The 23143-nt window shown below is 58.9% G+C and carries 15 protein-coding genes and 4 pseudogenes; 8 read left to right on the forward strand and 11 right to left on the reverse strand.

The genetic code is table 11. The annotated features are described in order from the left end of the window. Positions 1–203: 203 nt before the first annotated feature. The 10 genes from ACVIHF_RS03855 to ACVIHF_RS03900 form a co-directional block, all read right to left on the reverse strand. Positions 204–1739, reverse strand: coding sequence for a class I adenylate-forming enzyme family protein (locus tag ACVIHF_RS03855; protein ID WP_456791695.1), 1536 nt, complete (start codon positions 1737–1739; stop codon positions 204–206). Between the two features lie 1352 nt (positions 1740–3091). Further along, positions 3092–4216 carry a M20 family metallopeptidase gene (locus tag ACVIHF_RS03860; RefSeq protein WP_456791696.1) on the reverse strand — a complete coding sequence of 375 codons (1125 nt, stop codon included), beginning with the start codon at positions 4214–4216 and terminating at the stop codon, positions 3092–3094. 630 nt (positions 4217–4846) lie between these two features. After that, a complete protein-coding gene (locus ACVIHF_RS03865; protein ID WP_456791697.1) occupies positions 4847–5371 on the reverse strand; it encodes a flavin reductase family protein in 525 nt (174 codons plus the stop codon). Positions 5372–5634: 263 nt separating this feature from the next. Next, entirely contained in the window at positions 5635–5817 is a 183-nt protein-coding gene (locus tag ACVIHF_RS03870; protein WP_080667282.1) for a hypothetical protein, read from the reverse strand. 245 nt (positions 5818–6062) lie between these two features. After that, positions 6063–7070 (reverse strand): anthranilate phosphoribosyltransferase, encoded by a 1008-nt coding sequence (gene trpD, locus ACVIHF_RS03875; RefSeq protein WP_456791698.1) that lies wholly within the window; start codon positions 7068–7070, stop codon positions 6063–6065. Between the two features lie 465 nt (positions 7071–7535). Then, the gene (locus ACVIHF_RS03880) at positions 7536–8618 is read right to left on the reverse strand and encodes an IS630 family transposase (protein WP_253604297.1); all 1083 of its coding nucleotides are present in this window, start codon (positions 8616–8618) and stop codon (positions 7536–7538) included. A gap of 314 nt (positions 8619–8932) precedes the next feature. Further along, positions 8933–10540 carry an acyl-CoA carboxylase subunit beta gene (locus ACVIHF_RS03885; RefSeq protein WP_456791699.1) on the reverse strand — a complete coding sequence of 536 codons (1608 nt, stop codon included), beginning with the start codon at positions 10538–10540 and terminating at the stop codon, positions 8933–8935. Position 10541: 1 nt separating this feature from the next. After that, the gene (locus ACVIHF_RS03890) at positions 10542–11045 is read right to left on the reverse strand and encodes an acetyl-CoA carboxylase biotin carboxyl carrier protein subunit (RefSeq protein WP_456791700.1); all 504 of its coding nucleotides are present in this window, start codon (positions 11043–11045) and stop codon (positions 10542–10544) included. Between the two features lies 1 nt (position 11046). After that, positions 11047–12516, reverse strand: coding sequence for an acetyl-CoA carboxylase biotin carboxylase subunit (locus ACVIHF_RS03895; protein WP_456791701.1), 1470 nt, complete (start codon positions 12514–12516; stop codon positions 11047–11049). Positions 12517–12678: 162 nt separating this feature from the next. After that, positions 12679–12978 (reverse strand): hypothetical protein, encoded by a 300-nt coding sequence (locus tag ACVIHF_RS03900; protein WP_310885111.1) that lies wholly within the window; start codon positions 12976–12978, stop codon positions 12679–12681. 394 nt (positions 12979–13372) lie between these two features. Here ACVIHF_RS03900 and ACVIHF_RS03905 point away from each other — a divergent pair, with 394 nt between their 5' ends. From ACVIHF_RS03905 to ACVIHF_RS03940, 8 genes and pseudogenes are all read left to right on the forward strand, one after another. Then, complete coding sequence (locus tag ACVIHF_RS03905; RefSeq protein WP_050384080.1) at positions 13373–13591, forward strand: hypothetical protein; 219 nt, start codon at positions 13373–13375, stop codon at positions 13589–13591. Positions 13592–15246: 1655 nt separating this feature from the next. Next, positions 15247–15711, forward strand: coding sequence for a hypothetical protein (locus ACVIHF_RS03910; RefSeq protein ID WP_456791702.1), 465 nt, complete (start codon positions 15247–15249; stop codon positions 15709–15711). A gap of 77 nt (positions 15712–15788) precedes the next feature. Then, positions 15789–16112 carry a DUF7694 domain-containing protein gene (locus ACVIHF_RS03915; protein ID WP_456794067.1) on the forward strand — a complete coding sequence of 108 codons (324 nt, stop codon included), beginning with the start codon at positions 15789–15791 and terminating at the stop codon, positions 16110–16112. A 665-nt stretch (positions 16113–16777) separates the two neighbouring features. Next, positions 16778–16966: pseudogene (locus tag ACVIHF_RS03920) on the forward strand (YopT-type cysteine protease domain-containing protein); the annotation flags it as partial. 95 nt (positions 16967–17061) lie between these two features. Further along, on the forward strand, positions 17062–17466 hold the full coding sequence (locus ACVIHF_RS03925) for a YopT-type cysteine protease domain-containing protein (RefSeq protein WP_456791703.1): 405 nt from the start codon (positions 17062–17064) through the stop codon (positions 17464–17466). A 2225-nt stretch (positions 17467–19691) separates the two neighbouring features. Further along, positions 19692–20043: pseudogene (gene tnpB, locus ACVIHF_RS03930) on the forward strand (IS66 family insertion sequence element accessory protein TnpB). Positions 20044–20091: 48 nt separating this feature from the next. Next, positions 20092–21706: pseudogene (gene tnpC / locus ACVIHF_RS03935) on the forward strand (IS66 family transposase). Continuing rightward, positions 21703–22305 carry a plasmid pRiA4b ORF-3 family protein gene (locus ACVIHF_RS03940; RefSeq protein ID WP_456791704.1) on the forward strand — a complete coding sequence of 201 codons (603 nt, stop codon included), beginning with the start codon at positions 21703–21705 and terminating at the stop codon, positions 22303–22305. Before tnpC ends, ACVIHF_RS03940 begins: the two are co-directional and overlap by 4 nt. Positions 22306–22344: 39 nt before the next feature. Here the strand turns inward: ACVIHF_RS03940 and ACVIHF_RS03945 are convergent. Beyond that, positions 22345–22633, reverse strand: a pseudogene (locus ACVIHF_RS03945) (IS66 family transposase); the annotation flags it as partial. Positions 22634–23143: the final 510 nt, after the last annotated feature.

Consider the following 23143-nt stretch of genomic DNA (forward strand, 5'->3'; position numbering starts at 1 on the left):
GAGCCGTCCCGGCATTCATGATTAGGACCCGAGGCAACGACGGTCCCCCAGGCACTTGGCGTGATCAAACACAGACCGCCATGCCAGCAACGATGAACTCGCAGCGGCGCATCGTATGCAGGTAGTGACCGAAAGGCGGTATTGCGCCGTCTCGATATCTCTTTTGGTGCAATTGGGAACTACGCCCAGCCAATCCGTCGATCTCAATCGTTGTCTCCTTGCGGGCTTGACTGCGTGTCGAGCATCTTCAGCATGAAGTGCTGGACCTTGCCCAACGCCGTTTTCGGCAGCTGTTGCGTGAAAATGATTTCGCGCGGTACCTTAAAACGGGCAAGCTGCGATTGGACATGCGCCAACAGCGCGTCGGCTCCGATCCGGGTCCTCGGTCGCCTGATCACATAGGCTATCGGTACTTCCTCCCAGCGCGGGTCCGGTCGACCGACGACGGCGCATTCGGCGACATCGGGATGGTCCATGAGCACACGTTCCACTTCCGCCGGATAGATATTCTCTCCGCCGGAGATGATCAGATTCTTCTTGCGGTCACGGATCCAAAAATATCCATCGGCGTCGCAGCGGCCGATGTCACCAGTGCGATACCAACCTTCACTAAAGGCCTCACGCGTCGCCTGTTGATCGCCCCAATATCCGCAGAAGACGTTGGGCCCGCGTACGGCGATCTCGCCTGGGGTCCCTGGCGGCAACTTGGTGCCGACATCATCGATGATGGCTGCTTCGCAGTAAAGACCAGGCAGGCCGCTTGCGCCGTCAGGTACGGGATCTGCGCCGAGCTTGGTATACACAGCGATGGGAGAGGTCTCCGTGGAACCATAAACCTGTAAGACTGGCACTCCGCGCCTGACAAAGCGCTCGACAAGGCGCTGAGGCACCATCGTCGATCCGGTACAGATTGCTTTGAGCGCGGATAGGTCCGTGCTTACCCACCGCGGATGGTCGGTTAGCGCTTGCATCATGGCCGGCACTAAGGCTGCTACCGTGGGCTGGTCCAGTTCGAATGCATCAAACGTTGCCTCTGGCGTAAAGCGGCTTTGGATAGTTATCGTCGCGCCGTGATGCAAGCCTGGGGTCGTCTGGATGTTCAGGCCGCCGACGTGGAAGAGCGGCAAAACAGTCAGGGCGTGATCGGTCGAGGTTAGGTCATGCATATGCTGACTCATGACCCCGTTCCACAGCAATGCTTCCTGACGCAGCACAGCGCCTTTAGGTCGCCCTGTGGTGCCCGACGTATAGACGATCAGAAGCGGGCAAGACAGGTCCGCACGTGGATTGCGTTCGCCACCACAGTCTCCGTCCATAAGGTCGTCCAACTTGCTTCCGCCCGGCGGCTCAAAGTCCAGCCCGACGAGGCAGATATCAGGAAGTTGCCGCGTCAGATCCGGCAAGACTGCGTTAAAGGACTGCTCAAGCATGAGCACTTTTGCCCCGGAGTCGGATAGAATGAAAAGCCGCTCGGCGGCCGCAAGGCGCCAATTCAATGGGACGAGAATTGCGCCGAGCCGCGCGCAGGCATAGAGCAAGGTCAGATAGTCAGGCCGGTTGAGGCTGAGGATCGCGATCCGGTCACCTCTCTCGACGCCGAGTTGGCTCTTGAGGCCGCGAGAGACCCGCTCAATCCGTCGATAGAAGCCGACGTAGCTCAGGGTCTGTCCCTCGAAACGGATCGCGGCTTTGTCGGGAGCATACGCAGCGTTGCGCTCGATCAATGTGCAGAGATCCAACTCATTCTCCGTGTGATTGCGCTTCGCAAGAGACGTTAGTTCCGATGTAGTTCAGTCGCGAGTCCGGAATTACTTCGGCAGACCTCGATTGAGTGCTTCGGCTACCCTTCGCAAAGGCTATGATCACGTGACCTTTAGCATGACGAAGCGGTTCTTGAGGATTGTCGTGGATTGCGAACGATCGACACTTTTCGAAGTGTCTCAGGCACTTGATCCACTTGCTCTGCTGTGCTCGGCAGAAGTGGCGTGCATCTGTCCGTAGTGATAGGTACACCATGACGACTGTTTCTTGCCTGGTCTTTGACATACAGGTTCGCCGCACATATATGCTGATCTTGGATCGCCATCTTTGAAGCCGACAATGGCCCGGCATTGGCCTTCAATGTGGTCGATCAGCAGGACCTTCTTGACGCCGTCCGGCGCTTTCAACTTGCTGCTCCAAAATACCGCGCCATCTCTTCCGACGTCACGCCGGTCACGCCGAGCGCCACGTGCAGCTCAAGTCTCTTGAAAGCCTCGGTTGTCACACGCTTGCGCGAGGGGAGGGCCCCGCCAGTGACGGGAAGGTGGTGTGAACCGAGCGAACCACCGGTTCTCCGAATTGAGTTCGGTACGGTGGTCTCGCCGTTCGGTTTCAAATTCGGGACGCGGCGGCGCCCTGCAAGGGCTCGGGATCTACGCCGATCTCTTCCGGCATCACCGTCTCGCCGGCGCCTCACTTTGGGATAGCCCCATAACATCGGTTCCGGAATCTGGGGCCGTTCACATCTACCTTCGAGCCGTGGCGCTGCGATCAAGACTGGCTGCATGGGCATCTCGACCAACTCGCTGTTGGGGATGAGGATCATGACCAACACCCAGCGTATGTTCTGATGAGGTGAGACATTCGCAATCCTTCACGATTCCGACGGCAGACGAAGGCTCGCGTCGTTCTTCGGATCGTACAACTTAACGTTACGTCCGATTCAAGCCCTTTCGGCAAAGCTCTCAGGTTTGTCGGGAAAGCGCTGCCGAGAGGCGTGGTATCGACAGCAATTCTGCGCCACGGTGTGCGTCAGAATGTCGCTTGAGACTAGGTTCGCGGGCGATGAGGCCGTGATCGAAACGCCCACGCTTATGCGATCGGGCATCCGTCGTCTTCGCAACCGATAGCGGATGTAACGTCCGCTGCGCCGTCATTGAATCCTTCAGTCCGCGTCTGTCGGATGCACAGGGCGAGATCGGACGATCATGTTCGACAAGTCGGCCTCATGGCAACTTATCACGTTGCGCCGTTCGAACCGGCCGCGCCAATGTGCAAGCGTATCTTCATCCGGTGCACGTCGCGATCGCGGGCTCCTCAAGTGCGAAGATCATTGCAGCGTCTGATAGAGGCGATAGAGGAGCCGGGCGCGCGGCTCAATCGATGAAATGTAGAGTTGCTCGTAATGCGTATGGGCTCCCTTGCCGTCAACGCCGAGACCGTCGAGGGTCGCGGTGTGCGGCGCGGTGAAATTGCCGTCCGAGCCGCCGCCGCTGAAGACGTCGAGCAGCTTGAAGCCGAGCTCGGCGGCAAGGCCCTTGGCGTGTTCGTAAAGTGCGGCCCCGGCGTTGCTCTTCTCATACGGTGGACGGTTCAATTCGCCGACGACCTTCACGCTGACGCCCTTGGTGCGCGAGGTGATGCCGAGGATCTTCGGCACCAGCTCGTCGGCGTCAGCCATGGTCGGCACCCGCATGTCGACTTCCGCATAGGCGTCTTCGGCAACCACGTTGGGCTTGGTGCCGCCGCGGACGACACCAACATTGACGGTGACACGGCGCTTGAGATCGTTCATCGCCTCCAGTGTCTGGATCACATTGCCGAGTTCCCGGATCGCGCTGCAGCCGTCTTCGGGGCGCGCGCCGGCGTGGGCCGGCGTGCCCTTGACGAAGACGTCGAAGCGCGCAACGCCTTTGCGTCCGGTGACGATCTTGCCGCCGTCGCGCGCGGGCTCGGTCACCAGCACGTACTTGGCCTTGCGACCCTCGGCCTCGATTAGCGCCCGCGACGTCGGGCTACCGGTCTCTTCGTCCGATACGTAAAGCTGGGTGATGCCGAGCGGAGGGCGGACATCATCGGCGCAAGCCTGCCGGAACGCGTGATAGGCGAGGTAGGCGCCGCCCTTCATGTCGTAGATGCCAGGGCCGAACGCCCTGTTGCCCTCGACCTTGAACGGCAACCGCTCGATGAACCCCATCGGATGAACTGTGTCGAGATGGCTCAGCACGAGAATGCCCGGTACGCCCTGCCCCCAGGACGAGCGCGTGACCAAATGATCGCCGCGGCCGTCACGCCCCGCAACGCGCTCGACGGTCGCCGACAAGTCACGATAGCCCGACGCGACGAGATCAGCCAGTTTGTTGACCTGATCCGGCCGCTCGGTCGGAGACTCGATTTCGACCCAACGGCGGATGCCATCGAGAATGACCGCGGTTTCGAACGGGTTGCTGGACATAGTTGTCTGAACCTTTGAATTCGACTTCATCGGTCGCAAAAGAAGGCCTTCGCGCTGGATCACAATGCGTCAGGTGGACCTCTGAAGTCTGGTCTTGCCGCAGGCAATAATGCCGCGCCGGTTGCAATAACGGACCTACCAAGCTTGGTAGGACGCGATTATGAAAGCTCAAGATTCCGTACCGGTTTGGCTGTTCTCGCGAGCTGCAGCCGTTTCAATCAGGAAGTTCCTTCGATAACTGCGCAAATTACATTCCCTGGCATCAATCCAGCCGCCTCGTGGGTGCTAGCTGTCATCTTCCTGTCATTTCACGTTTCTGCGATCTTTGGGGGGGACCGGCAGGCAAGAATGTGCGCAAGTTCGGCCACGCAAGGACCAGCACCCCCCTTGTGTAGGTGCGTGCTGGATGGGCTAACCGCGGCGGTCGCGCAAGCCGTCGATCAGCCCGAAGGGGTGCGTGCGGAGTTCTTCGTTGTCTATGGTCGCGCTTGTAGGGCTAGTCGCGATTCGCAAGCAATTCCTGCAACGCATGTAACGACACAGATCATGAAAATGCAGATCATCTCTCCCTCAACTCTCGCAGGCTCGCGTGAGTGCCGCGCTTACCCGAACAGGGCTGGGAAGTCGCACTCAATCAAGCAACAAGGTTCGAAGCGCGCCCCTGAAATTGATCAATGGATTGCCGTGACCTACATGGGTCGCGATAACTCGGCCGATAAAGATGCTATGTGTCCCAATTACCTTGTGGTCGTACAAGACGCATTCGAGCGCACAAAATGCGTTCCGCAATAGCGGTACATCGAGAGCGCCCTGTTTCCAGGGCGCGGTATCAAAGCGGTGAATACCTTTCGCTCCTCCCTGACCGCCAAAACGTAGCGCAAGGTCCTCCTGGTCAGTGCTGAGAAGACTGACGCCAAAGCTGCGACTGGCGAGTATCCCGTCGTGCGTCTCGGAGCCGGCATTTATGCCAACGAGCAGACACGGCGGCTCCATGCAAATGGAGGTCACAGAACTAACCGTCAGCCCCCGTCGTTCGGCGGCCGTTCCTGTCGCCACGATGGCGACACCACCTGCCAGATTTCGCATTGCCTGACGGAACTCTGTCGCTTGGACTGATGGAATATCCCGAATCCCAGGAGCGGACTGGTGGCTCATGACCTGCCTCTGGAGTTGTACTCCAATTCTGGTGCTTCTGTTACGAGCAGATGAGGTTGATCCATTTGCATTTGCTATTGGGCGCGCTGTAATCAAATGGCTGCTCCATTTCGCAGGGTAGCTCAGCGGGAGGAGATTTCCTGCTTGCGAGCGCCCTATTGATGGGCATGGCGGCGGCTCGCAATTGTTCTCGGACGTCGATCGCGGCGAGGAATCCATGAGTAGTCGGCCGGATGTTCTCCGCATTTAGCAGCATCGGCACGTTAATGTACTCTCAAAAGAACACGCTTTTTCGCATCGAGAAGATGCTCATCGAGCGTCGCGTGCAGCGCACCTCGCAGCTCCGGCGGGATCGAGCCGTCCGTGTCGATCAATTCCCGAAACTTTCGAATGATGTGTTCTATCGTGGCAATAGATCCGAGTGTTTCCATATCCTGTGAGGACATTCCCGCTTATCTCCTTTGGAGCGCAGCGCGCCCACTCCGTCGCGGATCCCGACTTCGACGGTGTGCCGCAACGGGCTCTTGCCGATGAAGAGGGGTGGTTCTCGCGCGACGTGCTTAAGGCTAATTGTTTAATCAGGGCGCGGACTGGCGCACACCGTCTTCGAAAGCTCGCAGAAGCAGCGCACATTCCTGGCTGCACTCCCTTCGCGCTTGTCAGAACGTTGGAATATCGACCAACTCGGCTGTCACGCATTAGAAACCTTGATCAGGCGCTTCAGTCGAGCGGCCGCGGCGCCACGATCAAGCGAATCTTTGCCAAGTGCAACGCCTTCCTGTAGCGTCGAAGCTCGGCCGGCTACAATCAAAGCCGCCGCCGCATTCAAAAGCGCGGCGTCGCGAAATCGACTTGGTGCACCATCGAGCATGCTTTGCAGCGCGGCGGCGTCGGCATCGCCGCCTTCCAGCTCATCCTTGCGGCAGCGGGGGAGCCCGGCTTCTTCCGGCGTCACCTCGAACGTACGGACTGTACCCGCCTCAAGCGCTGCAACAAAGGTCTGGCCGGTAAGGGTTAGTTCGTCGAGCCCGTCCGAGCCATGAACCACCCATACCGATTCCGCACCAAGGTTCTTCAACACGTACGCCAGAGGCTGGACCCATTCGCGAGAGGATACCCCGACGATCTGTCGCTTGACCCTGGCCGGATTGGCCAGTGGTCCGATTAGGTTGAAAATTGTGCGGGTCCCAAGTGCGGTCCGAATCTGGCCAACGCGCTGCATCGCCGGATAATGGACCGCCGCAAACATGAAGCCGATGCCGGCTTGGTGCACGCAACGCGCAACTGCCTCAGGCTCAAGATCGATCTTCACGCCGAGGCGCGCCAACACGTCTGCGGCGCCCGAACCTGAGGACGCAGCGCGGTTGGCATGCTTGGCAACAGGAACGCCGGTCCCGGCGACGATAAAGGAGGCGCACGTCGACACGTTGACCGAACACAAAGGACCGTCGCTCATGCCAGCGATATCGATGGGATCGCATGCCGCCTCGACCCGCGGCATTCTATTCCGAATCGCGGAGGCTGCACCCGTGACTTCTTCGACCGTTTCGCCGCGGACCCGCATTCCCATCAACAAGCCGCCGATCTGCGAGGGGGTCGCGTGACCCGACATCACGCTGTCGAAGGCTAACGCGGTTTCCTCACGCGTCAGAGTGGCGCCGTTGGCAACTTTGCCAATGATCGATTTGAGCGCTTCCATTGAACTTTACACGTTCCCTGTCCAAAGCTTAGGCTTGTCCATTCAACGGGGGCTTTTCGTTGAAGAGACATGGCATTGGTGCATCGAAACAGCCGGCTGCCCTGTCCCCGGGCGGCTGATACTTCATTGACCCTTGCGTATCAGTTGGTTGAGCGCGGGGCCCGAAGTGAGGCTACAACCTGACGCTACGTGAGGGTCAAGCTCTCCATTTCATGGTGCGGTCCGGACTGATAACAGCAGTGCTGGCGCATGGACGCCAGCGCCAACATAATTGTATCACGCCGGCGCTTGCCGCGGCTGCCTCTTGATCGCGGTGTTTCGACCCGGTGCACGGCATTCTTCCAAGCCTTTTGGCCTGGGGCGCTGCTTCACGGAGCGTTGAAGCGGGCTTCTATTATCTGCTTCGGGTCGATCGAAGCCAAACCTCTTGGCTACTAGTGTCCTGAACCAAAAGTTCATGGCATTTTATGCCTTGGCGGGCAGATTGTAAGCGCAGAAGCGTTCGATTGAGCCGAGAATGTCGTCAGCTGATTTGGTCCATCGGAACGGCATTGGGTCAGCGTTGTGATGGTCGATGAAGGAGGCAATCTCGGCCCGTAGCGCCGCCACACTGCGATAGATGCCGCGCCTAATCTTACGCTCGGTGATGAGTGCAAAGAAGCGTTCGACCTGATTGAGCCAGGATGAACTGGTTGGCGTCAGGTGGACGTGCCAGCGCGGCCTCTTTGCCAGCCAGTTGCGGATCAACGGCGTCTTGTGGGTTGCGTAATTGTCCATGACGAGGTGGACGTCCAGATCGTCTGGAACCGCAGCTTCGATCTCATCGAGAAACTTGCGGAACTCTTTGGCACGATGGCGTCCATAGCATTTGCCAATGACCCGGCCGGTTGCGACGTCGAGGGCGGCAAACAGCGAGGTGACGCCATGGCGTTTGTAGTCGTGACTACGGCGCGCCGGCTGGCCAGGTCGCATGGGCAGCATGGGCTGGCTGCGATCCAGCGCCTGGATTTGCGACTTCTCATCGACACACAGTACGATGGCGCGCTCGGGCGGAGCTACGTAAAGGCCGACGATGTCGCGAACCTTGGCGACGAAGTCGGGGTCGGTTGAGAGCTTGAAGGTCTCCAACCGATGCGGCTGCAAGCCGAAAGCGCGCCATATACGCTGTACTGTTGAGACTGACAGCCCGCTGGCCCGCGCCATGCTGCGCGAACTCCAGTGGGTGGCCCCGGGAGGCTGGGTCTCAAGGGTGCGAACGATCACCGCCTCGATCCGGGCATCCTCAATCGTGCGTGGCGTCCCCGATCGCGGCTCGTCCCAAAGACCTTCAAGCCGATGCTCGGAGAACCGCCGCCGCCATTTGCCGACCGTGTCGGGATCGACAGCCAAACGGGCCGCCACGACCTTGCTCTGCTCGCCCTCAGCACAGGCCAGGACGATCCGAGCCCGCAGCGCCAACGCCTGAGCAGTGCTTCGACGCGACGCCAACGATGTCAACTCAGCACGTTCCACCTCATCAAGCTCCAGCGGAGCAAAGCGCCGACCCATCGCCAATCCTCCCCAAATCAGGAGAGTCCGCTATCATCGAGTCGATTTGGAGTCCGCCGAACTTTTGATTCAGGACACTAGAGAGTAACGCGCATTGCAGATGAAGATGCACGGCACGTAACGAACGGTACGCTCTCCTGCCTTCATAGAGTGCTTGAAAGCTTTGTGGATCCGCTGGAAGCCGCGCTAGTTCAAGCCAATGAAGGAAAAACGGCGCTCCAATTTGAGATACCGATGGAGCACACGTCGATCTCGGCACCGCCAGATTGCCGAAGGTGGCTTGTCTCAATCCGCAACTCGTGTTCGGTCCTGCTTTACAGCCGGAATACCCCGTACTGCGGCGCGTCGATCGGCGTATTGAGCGAAGCGCTCAATGCAATCGCGAGAGCGGTTCTGGTGTCGGCAGGATCAAGGATGCCGTCGTCCCAGAGTTCGGAGGTCGCATAATAGGCGCTCGATCGCTCGTGATATTCTTCAAGAATTGGCTCTCGAATGGCTGCCAGTTGTTGTTCGGAGAGGCGGCCGCCCGCGCGAGCCAGCTGTCGCGCCTTGACGTGGGTGAGCACGCCCGCGGCTTGCTCGGCACCCATCGCAGATATCTGGGAATTAGGCCAGCTGAACACAAATCGAGGATCAAACGCACGTCCCGACATAGCGTAAGTTCCCGCGCCGTGCGAACTATTACAAACAATCGTAAACTTCGGCACGGACGCTCCGGAAACAGCCATGATCAGCTTAGCGCCGTCCTTGGTGATCCCACGTCGCTCATACTCGCGGCCAACCATGAAGCCCGTGACGTTCTGCAGGAAGAGCAGGGGCGTCCGATTCTTGTCGCATAATTGGATGAAATGAGCGCCCTTCAGCGAACTATCGCCGAACAGCACGCCATTATTGGCAAGGATCCCGACTTGATATCCATGAAGCCGCGCAAAGCCACACACGAGTGATGTCCCATAGCGGGGCTGGTACTCATGGAAGCGGCTCCCATCGACCAAACGGGCGATGATTTCCCGCATGTCGAACTGCGCTCGCGTGTCCGTTGGAATGATACCGTAAAGCTCGGAAGCACTGTAAGCGGGCGGCTCAGGAGCCTCTCGATCGATACAGGTCTTCGCCGGTTGGTGGAGGCGAGCGACGATGTCGCGTGCAATCGCAATTGCATGCATCTCGGAGCTTGCGACGTAATCACTGGTACCCGACACGTTGGTATGCATGAGGGCGCCGCCAAGGTCTTCGGCGGACACTTGTTCCCCGGTGGCAGCCTTTACGACCGGGGGGCCGCCGAGAAAAATCGCTCCCGTACCTTCGACCATAATGTTGTATTCACTAAGCGCGGGGACGTAGGCCCCTGCCGCAGTGCAGTGCCCCATGACAATGGCGACCTGCGGCACTCCCATTTTCGAGAGAATGGATTGATTCCGGAGTATTCGACCGGCATGGTAGCGATCCGCAAAGAATTCTGCCTGCAAAGGCAGGAATCCGCCGGCGCAGTCGCACAGATGAACCACCGGTAGACGGTTTTCGATGGCGATGTCTAAAGCCCGCACAATCTTCTTGACCGAGAGCGGATACCATGCACCGCTTTTCACGCTGGCATCGTCGGCATGAACGATCACCTCCCGACCCGCCACAATGCCGATGCCGACAACCTGCGCGGCGCTGGGCACCTCGCCATCATATGCCTTGTTTGCGGCCAGCGTGGAAAGCTCCAGGAACGGAGTTTCCGGATCGAGCAAGGCCGCGAGTCGCTCGCGAACAAACAGTTTGTTTTGTCGACGCAGTCGCTCGAAGTCCCGTTCGGGCCGGTCGAAGCGGGCAGCGCGTTGCCGTTCCTTCAATTCGGCCGCTAATTGCCTGTTGTGGAGATCATTGCGGCGAAACGCTTGCGAGTTCACGTCCGCTACCGAATCGATCCGCTGCATTTCAGCGCCCTTCCTTGGAGAGCGTGACCAGCACAGCATCATGCTCGAAGCTCTCGCCTTGCTCGACGTGAATCCGGTCGACGATGCCGTCCCGTGGTGAGCGTATGATCGTCTCCAGCTTCATGCTCTCAATCATCATCAGCGCCATTCCCGCCGAGACTGATTGACCAGGCGAAACGGTGATCGCAACAACGACGCCAGGCATCGGCGCCCGGGCGGTTAGAGGACGTACTTCGTCATTCGCGGGAGCGAGCGTTCGCAACGGGTCGTTGTAGCGCAAAACGCGGGTTCTGCCGCGTATATGTAGGTGAATCAGGTCGCCCTCGATGGCGAATCTGACCGGTTCACTCTCACCCGCAATGGTCAGGATGCCGCTACTCTCACTGTGATGAGTGAAGGCGACCGGAGCAATCACTTGGTCTCGCAAATGGAGCCGGTAGCCCTGCTGGCCGGTTGAAAGCCATAGCCTATGGTCTACGCGGTCGAGCTCGAATGAGTGATACACGTCAATTCCTCCAGCTGCCGAGTGCTGCGTGAAGCTCGGGCACGGCGTCAGCGGAAGCACGCACCGGTCTCGTCAGGAGAGCGGCGGATGCCAGGAACGCACACAATCCGGTGGCAAAAATGTCCGCTGCGAGATGCGGATTTTCTTCAAGGTATCCAGTATGGAATTGACCGCCGAGAAATGTCTCGTCCGCCAGGATTCGGGCGAGCAAGCTAGCGTTGGTCTCGCACCCAAGTAGAACAAGCTCTCGGACGGCGCGATGAGCTTTCAGAGCAGCTTCTATGCGGCTCGGCGCATGCACGATGATCTTCGCGAGCATCGGATCGAATGCCGGCGTGATGTGCTGACCTTGCATAATACCGCTGTCGATCCTTACGCCATCCGGAAATTCGAGAAGAAGTACTTTGCCAGTGGTTGGGACGTATCCGCGTTCGGGAGCCTCTGCGTACAGCCTGAGCTCGATTGCGTGCCCATTCGAAACAATATCGGATTGCGAAAGTGAAAGTGCGCGGCCCGCTGCGGCATAAACCTGTTCGGCGATCAGATCGACGCCGGTGATCATCTCGGTCACTGGATGCTCGACTTGAAGACGAGTATTCATTTCGAGAAAGTAGAACGCGCCTTCGCTGAGAATGAACTCAACCGTTCCAACATTCTGATATTGCGCTGCACGGGCGATGCCAACCGCGGCCTCGCAAATCCGCTTCCGCAATTCTGGCGATAGCGCGGGCGAGGGCGTCTCCTCGATGATCTTCTGGAAGCGCCGCTGCACCGAACACTCGCGCTCGAAGAGATGGACCAGGTTACCGAAGGCGTCACCCAGCACCTGCACTTCGATGTGCCGTGGGATTTCGAGATATCGTTCGACATAAAGTCGGCCATCTCCAAAGTAGCGACGCGCTTCACTGCGCGCCTGCTCAATGGCTGCTTCCAATGCACTGAGGTCGCGAACAATCCGCATGCCCTTGCCGCCACCGCCCGCTGATGGCTTCACGAGCAGAGGAAATCCAACCGCTTGCGCTCTGGAAACGAACGTCGTCGGTTCATCTTCTTCGATGGCGCACGGAACGACTGGAAAGCCGTTCCGTTGAACGAAATTGCGGGCCCGGATCTTGTCCCCCATGAGTTCGATGGCTTCCGGAGCAGGCCCGATGAAGGTAATGCCGGCCTTGATCACAGCCCTGGCGAACTCCGCATTCTCGGAAAGCAATCCATAACCCGGATGCAGCGCGCCGGCACTCGCCTTGCGAGCGGCAGCGATGATCTGTGCGAAGTCCAGGTAGCTCGCGACCGGCGTGCGGCCGTTGATCGGAATCGCCAGGTCGGCCATGGAGACGGCGGGGGTCAGGGCGTCAACCTCGTGGTAGGCAATTGCAGAACGAAGTCCAAGGTTCCGCAAGGTTCTGATGATTCGCGCAGCTATCTCGCCCCTATTGGCGATCAGAACTGTATCGAAGGGTAGTGTGTGCATTCGCCTATCCGGACAAGCCAGCTGTGGCCAGAGCCTCTGTCAGTTGTGACGCGATTGGTGCCACTCTCGATGGCCAGCGCTTGATCAGTTGTCCTGGTGGAAGGTCAGGCTGGGTCCAGTTCTGAGCGTGAGTTGATCGGCACCGGCATGATCGGCGGTCCTTCACTTTGGGTCGCCGTTTTTCTTGCCAGTATCTCGAGCGGAGATCACGTAGCGACACTGCTGGCTGAGACTCGCTTGCTTGGATCTGAGACAAGACGTGATGGCGACACGATCTGGTATGTGGCTGCTGCAAAGGCGGAACACGTCCTCCATACAAGCCTCTTTCTCCTCTGCGGTCGGCGCTTGGTCGCGCGCATTCACCTGCTCGGGGATTACTGCTGTCAATGCGATCGCAAGCGCGATCGCGCTGTGACTGGCGTTGGCGCGCGAAGCCAAACGGATTCGTTGGTTTTGAGTCATGATATATCCTTTCAAGCTGGTGGGCAGCGGTTGTTGTTCCCTGCGCCAAACGCAAGTTGACGTGTCAACCGGGAAGCAAGGCCGGGTGCGCAGTTCTCGTTATCTGTCAGGAAGCGTCTAGATTGTCGAAGGTGTTCCCCACTTGTCTAGGATCGTACAATCTGACGCAGCGTGTGATTCAAGTCCCTTCGCGGATCCGATCGTCTGATGTGTGGAATGTGCATATTCCGTCTTACACGGATGCCTGCGCGAGGGCGCTTCGGAAGGAGGGGGACACATTGATTGCTGTACGCCGGCTGTGTATGGCCGCGCGGCAGCGGAATCAACGAGATAAGCGTTGCTGTTACGTAATTGTACTTAGCGGCTTGTCGTAATTCGTTGATCTGAAAATTGCATGCTCGTTGCCATGAATCCGAAAAGTAAACTCTACGAGACCGATCACTGGCGAGGCCGTGCGGAAGCAACGCGAAAGAAGGCGGAAGCGCTCGCTTACGGCAAATCCAGAGATAGGCTTCTTAAGATTGCCATGGAATACGACAAGCTGGCTCGGCATGCTCAAGACTGGCAGGCGCGCAGAAACGAGGACGATACGTTGTCCGATTGTGAGTTCTAACGGTTCGCTCCGTTTCGGCAGAACGCCCCGCGGGTACATCGGCTCGCAATTTTATTGGCGGGGCAAATATCACTCAGCGTCTTGGCGCGGCCAAGTAGTGGCAGGTCTGCACGCGGGGCGTGCCGAGCCGTATGGCGGGGCGTCGGATCTCGGGGGAGAGGGGCGGCGTGGCCGCGTGCAATATGCTGATATGCGAACGCGCTCCTGTCTCAATGTGATCGCGACACTGGCGCGGCCGGCGACCGATCCCTTTAGCCGTTCTCGCGCGTGTCTCGCAAAGCACGTCTCCGGATTTTGTTGCGCATCTGGTCGCGGGTAATAGCCAATGTTAGCCGGTATGCTTGCGGGCATATCAGTTTGCAGAGACGAAATGCCGTCCTCTTGTCTCTATTTCGTTAGTGTGCGGTGCGCATGTTCCGTCCTCCGCACGGTTGGATCGGAAGCTGTGGCCTACGAGAGGCTGTACCGAACCATTTGTCGTGACATTGCCAGTGGGGCGAGTCGATTCCTCATAGGAGGGCTGTGACAATCCAGCACATACCGGCCCAGAGCAGTGCATTTAGGAGCAGCCCGACCAGTGGCCACAGGTTCCATTTCCTGTGCGGCTGCCAAGGTCCGCAGTCAGTGCCGTAATGTTTGATCATGGGGTGCTTTGGTGTGCGCCAGTGCATCATTCATCCCATGACGCGCTGGCCCACGGAAATAGGCTCGTGTTTGCACGCTTCGGATCACTCATGAGTTTCGCGGTCTTCTTTCAAGGCTCGGGTATCAGAATTCTGTTCGCTGCGCGGCAGGTATCCAGCTAGGTGATTTCGTTCGCATTGTCGCTCAGGCGGAACACCTTGAGACTTGCGCACCTGTTTAGCACTGCACCGCTCTGGACCAATCAAATGGCCCGTTTTGAATTGATGCCCGGATATGGCGCGTCCTGTCGACTTCGTGTTTCTTCACCGAGCAATCAGCATGCCACGAGCGGAGAAGTGCAGGTGCCGCTTTGACAGAAGAAAAAATGGTGTCCGTCGGGTCCAGTGTCGTGAACTTGCTGCCCGTAGTCGAATTCGCGACACCGATGTCTGAAGGCGAACGCCTGCAGATAAAGGGCAAATGCTTCGCCAGCGCCATACGGCGGCGACAATACGTTAGGTGCTGCATTGCGGTGACGCTCCGAAAGATCCGCGTTGATCGCAGTTGAGTCTGAGGAAGTGAATCAGGCTAGTCTCCTTCCCTGACCGCTAGCTTACGAAGAGCCGCTGAGATCGCGGGACGAGGGCTAGGTTGTTAGCAGCTCACTCAAGGACATGTTCGGCCCAGCCGTCTGCAGCTCTGATGCGAGCTGGTTTGCGCTCGTACAGCGCGACCACGGTCACATAGATGACGCATTGGCACTGTTTCAGACCACGAGAAGCGAGCGCTGCGACCTATCGAGTACCAGATGGCAGCACGGACCGAGGCGCCGTCGCCCTCGAATCACAGTGGCGGCGGCGCGCGTGGTTTGCGAGCCACAATGGAATCCATAAGCAAGTACCACATGCGATCAAATGGAGCGGCCGGGATGACGATCGATCTATCGGCGATGCGTTGATGGGACATGATCGGCCCATTTCATATGTTCAAGCACATCGCCAGATGATCTCAACGGGCAGGGCAATCAATACTTGTTTGGAGGTGCTGAGGCTCAAGGGCTCATCTGCCTGAAGGCGTTTCTGTTCGGCGATGTGAGGTCAGGCCTGCCGGCATCGATGAGCAAGAGGGCCCGTGCGAGGCTCGACCTTGCGACGGAGTCGTCCACGGATCTTGCCCGTCAGGTCACCATGAGTGTGGAACTGGGTGATTCGCATCGAGCAGGTCTTGCACGGCTCGCATTCAGGCAATCGGAAGCCGTGAGGGCGTTCGTCCCGTTCTCAAAACACGATGTGAGCGGCCGAAAACCAATAATAGGAGAGCAAGTGATGATGGACATCTGCGGCTTTCTCAGCAGATGGTTCGCTGAAGAGCGGTTTTGGAACGCTGCGTTGAGGGCCGAGGCGGCGCGGGTTAATGAGTTGCCAGACAACGTCGTCTATGTCGACTTCAAAGCGATCCGCGAGGCAAAGGAGGGGACGTGCGAGCGCAGATTATAGAAAGGCTTGAGACTGGCCGGGTAAAATACGGCCAGTTCGCCAGTGTACCCGGATCAGGCCCTTGCGGCCTGTTTCTTGTGCAGGGGCCTTGCGGGTGTGAGCTCAAGATCAGTGGATTAGTCCGTCCTAGCTGGGAGCATGTCGCTGTCTCGACGCCGCGGCGTTGTCCAAACTGGGAAGAGATGTGCTTCGTAAAAGACCTGTTCTGGGACGAGGAGGAATGCGTGATGCAACTGCATCCGCCACATTCGCAATATGTGAATAACAGCCGATATTGCCTGCACCTGTGGAAGCCTACTCATCGGGACATCCCAATGCCGCCGCCAAGCTTTGTAGGCGTCGTTGGGCTAGGACCATCCGAAGCGGCAATGTTATTTGCACGGATGAGCGCGACAGCATGACGTTGGGTCAACAATTCTACATGGAAGAGGTGCGCTGGGCCCGGGCAGAAACGTCGGTCCTGCGCCGCCGGAAGGCTGTGCGACCGGCGCACATGTCCGGCTTTTCTGCCAGTTGCAAGGTGCGGGGTTTCTGCTGTCGGGCAGGAGACTGTGCACTCAGCCGGCACGAGATGTCCCATATGCACCGGCGGCCGGGTCCGTCGTGGACAGAACGATAGGATTGGATCGTTTCTCGCGGCGTCCGAACCGGTGCTCGTGGAAGCCGCGCTGAACGTGGGGCGCGAGCAGCATCTCCTGGAAGGCGGCAACTTCAACCAGAGCCGCAAGCTCCTCGGCCATCGCCGAACGGAGCCGGCTAAGCAAACAAAGCTAGACTCACAAATAGCCCTCGGTGCGATAGCGTTTCCGGGTTCTTTCTGCTCGTCAGCTCGTCGTCAGCTTGCTGCAATATCGTTCGCGCGCGGGGCATGAAAAGCCCGTACTCGCCTTGGGGAAACGTGCGCTAAGACAGGCGAACAATCATGTATAATCGGATTGCTGGCCAATCCACGCGCCCTGATCAGGCTGACGAACCGAATCCGTCGATGGATAGTGAGAGCTTTGCGCAAGCGCTTACGGATCTCACCCAACGGCAGAGATCGCCATCCGGGGAGTGGTCCGACCAAATGGGGCTCTGCTGCAGCAAACCACATACCTCAGACGCAAACGTTTATGGTTCAGTCTCCTCAGACCCCAGCACATCCTCTCTGTCTTCCAGCCCAAATCCATCCTCTCCGGAGAGACCGGTCCGTCCACTGTTCCAATACAGGACTGCTGAATTACCTGGGGCCAATGTCAACGGGATCTGCGTCGGTCTGGCAGCGGAGTGGCTCCTCAGCCTCCAAAGCAGCCCCTCATCCCGAATGAGAGCGCGCTGGTCCCGGGCGCTGAAAACCACGCCTCAGCGGCAGTGCGGCAGCAGCGCTATGAAGATCTCAAGACTCGGTTGCAAAATAATAGGGGAGGTTCTCACAATCTTCAGGCAAGAAGCGCAATGCTGCGCGAAGCAGGCTTGGACCCATCAGACGAGCAGACGCGATATAGGTTTGGCTCATCTTCGCGCGTTGCCCAGATAGTGAACGAAGTCATCGCCGACCCATCGATCTATTTGTTCGGCCTGCGTTTCGCCACAGATGGCGCGCACACAATCGCAACGTCGACATCGAACCGAATGACCACCCTCTTTGATCCCAACTATGGCGGGTTTACTGTTCGGCCAGATCAGATGAGTGAGTTGTTCAAAGGCCTCGCTGACCGTTACAGAAATCTGAATGGACTCGATATATCAACGATCGTCACACAAAGGATGGCCTGAGTCGTTTCAGAGCTTCGTCTTTCACTCAGTTTAGCGCTCCGCAGTCGACCGGCAACAGGCTTCCCAAAACGGCTAAATCCGGCCAGGAGCAAGGACACGCGACCTGCAGAGGCGGCCGAAAGGGCTGGCCGCGAAACATTCAGCAGAATCCATTCGCCAGAACCGTGTCGCGAAGTATGAAGCGACGGCTCGAGTTGATTAGCCCGGTCCCAACGGACTGACTGAACGTCAGATCCCCACCCCACCTCGTCAGACGGCGAATGCACGATCGAGGGGAAAATCGATCTGTTTCAAGCTCGCCTGATCGGCTCAGAATGAAAAGCAATTGAATCAAAGCTGCTCAGAGTCTTCGTCGGACGTACCTTGCCTGAACAGCACGACCCCACCAGAGCCTGCATCCGCGACATCACCTTTCCCGTGACTCACGATGGCGGCATGCAGGTGCGCTTGTCTTGCCGATTCTCGTCAGCTTCTCGAAAGCTGGGTCTCTTAGCATAAGACCCACGTCTCTCGATAGTGATGCCGCCTATGACTGAACTGGTAGCATTACGGACCGCGCGGAACGGCAAGAGATATGTTCTCAACATAGAAGGAGAGCTGCATGGATTTTAACCCGATCGACGGCGGCGGATCCCCGGGGTCTCCAGGGGCGTACACCTGGACACACGAGGATCACGATCTATTTAGTCGGATCATCAATGAACCCGGACCATCGTCGTCCGCCGCGCCTGAGGAGACGGCATATGACGTCTCATTCGCCGTTCCCGAGAAGTTTCCCCACGGCTCCCAATCAGCCCCGGACCGAATGGTCGAGAGACTGAGCCACTTGGGTCTCCTGCCTGACGCCGACCAGCCGACCATGACCTATGAGATCCAAGGGCACCGCTACACGGCCGCGTTGGACCCGTCTAACGGAGTACGTCTCATCCATAACCCTCCGGAAGACCAAAATGTTGGAGCCGGGCCGGCAGGGCTGCCAGACTTCGGAGCATCTATCTTGGAGACCCGGCGCCGGGGTTTCCCGCTTCCGGAGCAGTGGGCGCCCCTAGCCCTGATCGAGAAGTTGCGGGAAACGGGTTTCATGCCTACCCCGAGCAACCCAACGACCTTTGCGCTCAATGGTCGGGCTTACAATGCCGAGTTAATGGACGGAGGCTTCGTTAGGCTTAGGCGGGCTGGGTGAGAGACTCTGGGCAATTGTTGAACCAGCGGAGCTGGGCTTGCTAGAGTTTTGCGGCCATTCGGTTCGAACCATGTCGACAGTTCAGAGCTCACAATGGACTGTCCGCGCCGCCAGAGGGGGCGCAGCATCGGCCCCTGGCGGATCGCGGCTGTCGTCGCTGTAGCCGAAGCCTCGGCGAGGAATAAGCCTCCGAGGACGGACGCTTGCGACGGTCTGAGGAAGGCGCGGATTGTTTTGGAGAGCCTGTCAGACCCGCGCCTGGTTGCGGCGCCCTCTCGCCTCGCTGTCGTAGAGCAGCGCCGCCGGTGGATTTCGCTCCCCCGAATGGCCGATCGTCGCGAACATAAGTCCAAATCCGGCCGGTATCTGCTTTCCCTTTCGGTTGAGCAGATAATTGATCGGCCTAATCACGTTGGACGAACGCGAGAGCCCGGCAGCTTCCGCCCGGAGTCAAGCACCTCAAGGTCGGTTAGCAGCGGCGCGCTTTTCTCTCGGCGGATCTGCAGCCGCTCCTCAGCGCTCAGCCCATAGATTGTTAGCGTAGCGCCGCGGCCCTTGTTTGTGCGCGGTCCTGAGAGCACCGTTAGAAGAGCCATCTTCGGCAAGGGTGCTCACAATGGACGACCATTCGGACGACATAAGACGACCGTTGTCGCCGCGTATCGAAGTGTATGCCGGCGTTGGTCGAAAGCACTTGCCGGATGATTTGAAGGCACGATTGTCGCGGAAAGCCTCGAGCCAGGCGCGGTTGTAACAGATATCGCATGCCGCCATGGCTGCCGGCCGCAGTAGGTGCATGACTGGCGGCGCCAAGAGCGTTTAGGTCAATTGGTGCTGCCGGCTTCGGCCGACACAGTATCATTCGTGCCTTTGGTGTCGGAAGCGTCGCTACCGGCGGCTGCGGAGTCCTCCGGATCGCCGGAAGCAGCCACTGTTACGGTTGAGTTCCTGGGTGCACGGGTGGAGGTGCGCGGGACGCCTGGTCTCGCCGTGCTGAGTGATGTGTTCACGGCGCTCCGACGGACACGTTAGGGACACGTTCATGCTGACGGTTCCCGCTGGCCTCATGATTTACGTCGCGACCCGACCTGTAGACTTTCGGAAGGGCGCGGATGGCCTGGCGCTCTTTGGCGAAGGCGCTGGGCTACGATCCGATGAAGGGCGTGGCGGTAGTGTTCCGTGCGAAGCGCGCCGATCGGCTGAAGATCGTCGCGTGGGATGGCAGTGGCCTTGTGCTGTATTGGAAGCGGCTTGAGGGCCGTGCCTTCAAGTGGCCGCCCGTTATTGACGGCGTGATGCGGATGAATGCCGCGGAGCTGTCGGCGCTTCTGACCGGCATGGATTGGACACGCATGCATGCGCCTCGAATCCCGCAGCCGAAAGCGCTTGCGTAAGGACATAAAGTTTCGCATCGGAGTGCGAAGCATGGCAGACTCGGGCCAATGAGTGATTTGCCTGATGGGCTGCCGAGCGATCCAGCCGAGTTGCGTGTCTTTGCCGCGGCTCTGCTCGGTCGCTGTGCCAGGCTCGAGCGGTTGCTCAAGCTTGCAAAAGATGCGCAGGATCGGTCGATCCTCGGAAAAGCTTGACGTTGATCAGGTCCAGCCTCTTCTGGAGGATATCGACGCGGCCGTCGCGGCTCTCGAAGCAGTCAAAGATCGCGCCAGTCCCAAAACATGCAAGAAGAGAACTGCTAAGCGCAGAGCCAACCGTGGTCAGTTGCCGGAGCATTTGCCATGCGTCGTCGAAACCCTGATGCCCGCTGCAACTTGCTGCCCGTGCTGCGCAGGCGTCCTTTTTGAGATCGGTCACGATGAGCGCCAGAGGCTGGACGTCGTACCCGCGCAGTATCGCGTCATCGTCACCCGCCGACCCAAACTGTCCTGCCACGCCTGTCACGGCGTCGTCCTCCAGCTCGCCGCTCCCGAGCGATTGATCAGGGGAGGATTGCCCACCGAGCGACTGGTCGCGCGTGTGATCGACGCCAAGTATCATTGGCATTTGCCGCTTTACCGCCAGGCGCAGATGCTGGCGACGCACCGAATAGCGCTCGACCGTTCCACGCTCGCCTTCTGGGTCGGCTATGCTGCCCAGTGCGCGGCGGCGATCAGGGTGAGACTCGCGCTCTCATCCTGATTGTCGCGCTATAGCCCAGGAGCTGAAGCCCTTATGGCACCGTCTGCGCGAGGTTTTGCTCGCCTCCGTGAAGCTTTGTGTCGATGAGACCCCGGCGCCGGTGTTGGATCCGGGGCGTGGCAGGACCAAGACCGGCTACTTCTGGGCGCGCGATGACCGGCCCTGGGCCGGACCTGACCCACCTGGGGTGGTCTATGCTTATGCACCGGGCCGCGGCGCCGTTCATCGCTTGAGATTGCTCGAAGGCTATCGCGGCATCATCCATTGCGACGGCTATAAGGCCTACAACACCATGACCAGAACGACGCGTGCGGACGCTCTGTCCGGCACGCTCGCCTTCTGCTGGTCGCATCTACGACGCCAGTTTGTGAAGATCGAGCGCGAGGCCTCGCCGGCGCCGGCTCCGGTTGCCAGCGATGCCCTCAAGCGCATCGCCCAGCTCTACGCGGTCGAGAAAGCCCTCCGCGGCCGATCTGATGCCGAGCGCCGCGCGGGCCGACAAGCGCATGCCCGACCTCTGGCTACAGTCTTGAAGCAGTGGTTTGAGGCAAAGCTTGATCACCTTGCGCAGACGAGCGACACCGCGAAGGCTATGCGCTGCGTCATTGGAACGGCTTGACGCTCTACCTTGATGACGGGCGCATCGAGATGGACACCAATGCCGTCGAGCGCGCGATGCGGCCGATCAAGCTCAATGCCAAGAACTCCCTTTTTGCCAGTTGCGAAGAGGGCGCCGAGAGTTGGGCAGTACTAGCTTCGTTAATCGAGACCTGTAAGCTCAATAGCGTTAGCGCCGAGCACTGGCTCTCCGACGTCCTCGCAAAGCTGGTCAATGGCTGGCCTGCGGCGCGACTGGACGAACTGCTTCCCTGGTCGTCGACCTACACGATGCACGCGCACGATCCGAGGCTGGCAGCATGAGCCTGAACACGACCGCGGTCCGGATCAAGGTGACCCTCAAGGACGTGAAACCAGAGGTGATGCGTCGCCTTGTCGTCCCCGTCACCCTGCGCCTTGATCGGCTGCACCTGACGCTTCAGGCGGCATTTGGCTGGACGGATAGCCATCTCTTCGAGTTCCTCGCTGGCGAAGGACATTGGGGCATCCCTGATCCCGATGGTGATTTTGGCCCCCAGCCCATCGATGCCCGCAAGGCGCGGCTCTGCGATATCGTCCGCAAGACCGGCGCCAAGACGATCCATTATCTCTATGACTTCGGCGACAGCTGGGACCATGTGATCAAGCTCGAAAAATGGTTCGACAACACGTCGACGGATGGTCTTCCATTCTTGCTCGAGGCCGCCGGTCGTTGTCCTCCGGATGATGTTGGAGGTGCGCACGGATATGCCGACTACCTCGATGCCATCGGCGACCCTACCCATCCAGAGCATGAGAATATGCGCCTCTGGGGTCCCCCGCAGTTCGATCCCAACGTCGTCGATCGGAAGGCGCTAGAGGCCGCCGTCAACGCATTGTCCGAAAAGTGGAAGCCACGCCGACACAAGCTGCGATCAAAATAGACGTCAAGCGCCAATCAAAAGGGCCACAGAGCTACGTTTACCATAGATATCGCGCTCGATCTCAAACAATTGGTCAATCCGACGAACCGCTTCCAGCGCAACGGACGAGGTCGCCGTCGCCGATCTTCGCCGGCGAGCGTTCTGGGGCGATGTCGGCCAGTTCGAAGAACGCCCTCCGGCCATTTGCCCAGCAGAAGGCGGGCGTGGCTGGCAACGCCTTGCGTCCGAAATCGAAGAGAGCGTTGAACCCGTTATGGGCATCGGCCTGCAGGATGCCGGCGAAGTTCTGAAGATGCCGCGCGGGATGCTCGCCGCGCCGATCAAGTGAGACGCAGGATGCATAAGAAAGACCCCGAACTCCTCAAGCGATGGGATCGGTGATCCACTATCAGCGGCTTAGCTCGGACGGACGGCGAGGACGTGGATCGCGTTCCAGAAATCGCCATCGTCATGACGCGTGGGTCTGCGGAAACAACCCATGGCCGGACTGGTCGACGCCCCAAAGTCGTCGGCATCACCAGTCGACTGCAGCCAGCTGGCGGCAGTTAGGCTAACGGTGTCGCGCAAAAGGAAACTTCGTCCCTCTACGGACCACTCTCATCCGCTGTTACTGGGCCGCTTGTGAGATTCGCGACCAATGTCGGAAAGGTGACGACACGCAGGCTCTGACAAAGCACATAAACAGCGATTTCAGTTGGCGTGCCGTTTGCTTCGGTTGCGGCGTCAGCAGGTTGGCATCGTGAGAGGCGGGGAGATTATCTATGTAGCAAGCAGAGGTAGAACGATACATCGAGTATCCAGCGAAACAGCGTCGTCTGCTCTAAATCTCAAACAGAAT

It is taken from the genome of Bradyrhizobium sp. USDA 4506 (assembly GCF_054058795.1).

Coding starts and splice junctions, on each gene's coding strand:
- ACVIHF_RS03860 (WP_456791696.1), bottom strand. CDS start 4,216: ATGTCCAGCAACCCGTTCGAAACCGCGGTCATTCTCGATGGCATCCGC.
- ACVIHF_RS03865 (WP_456791697.1), bottom strand. CDS start 5,371: ATGAGCCACCAGTCCGCTCCTGGGATTCGGGATATTCCATCAGTCCAA.
- ACVIHF_RS03870 (WP_080667282.1), bottom strand. CDS start 5,817: ATGTCCTCACAGGATATGGAAACACTCGGATCTATTGCCACGATAGAA.
- trpD (WP_456791698.1), bottom strand. CDS start 7,070: ATGGAAGCGCTCAAATCGATCATTGGCAAAGTTGCCAACGGCGCCACT.
- ACVIHF_RS03880 (WP_253604297.1), bottom strand. CDS start 8,618: ATGGGTCGGCGCTTTGCTCCGCTGGAGCTTGATGAGGTGGAACGTGCT.
- ACVIHF_RS03885 (WP_456791699.1), bottom strand. CDS start 10,540: ATGCAGCGGATCGATTCGGTAGCGGACGTGAACTCGCAAGCGTTTCGC.
- ACVIHF_RS03895 (WP_456791701.1), bottom strand. CDS start 12,516: ATGCACACACTACCCTTCGATACAGTTCTGATCGCCAATAGGGGCGAG.
- ACVIHF_RS03900 (WP_310885111.1), bottom strand. CDS start 12,978: ATGACTCAAAACCAACGAATCCGTTTGGCTTCGCGCGCCAACGCCAGT.
- ACVIHF_RS03905 (WP_050384080.1), top strand. CDS start 13,373: ATGCTCGTTGCCATGAATCCGAAAAGTAAACTCTACGAGACCGATCAC.
- ACVIHF_RS03940 (WP_456791704.1), top strand. CDS start 21,703: ATGAGCCTGAACACGACCGCGGTCCGGATCAAGGTGACCCTCAAGGAC.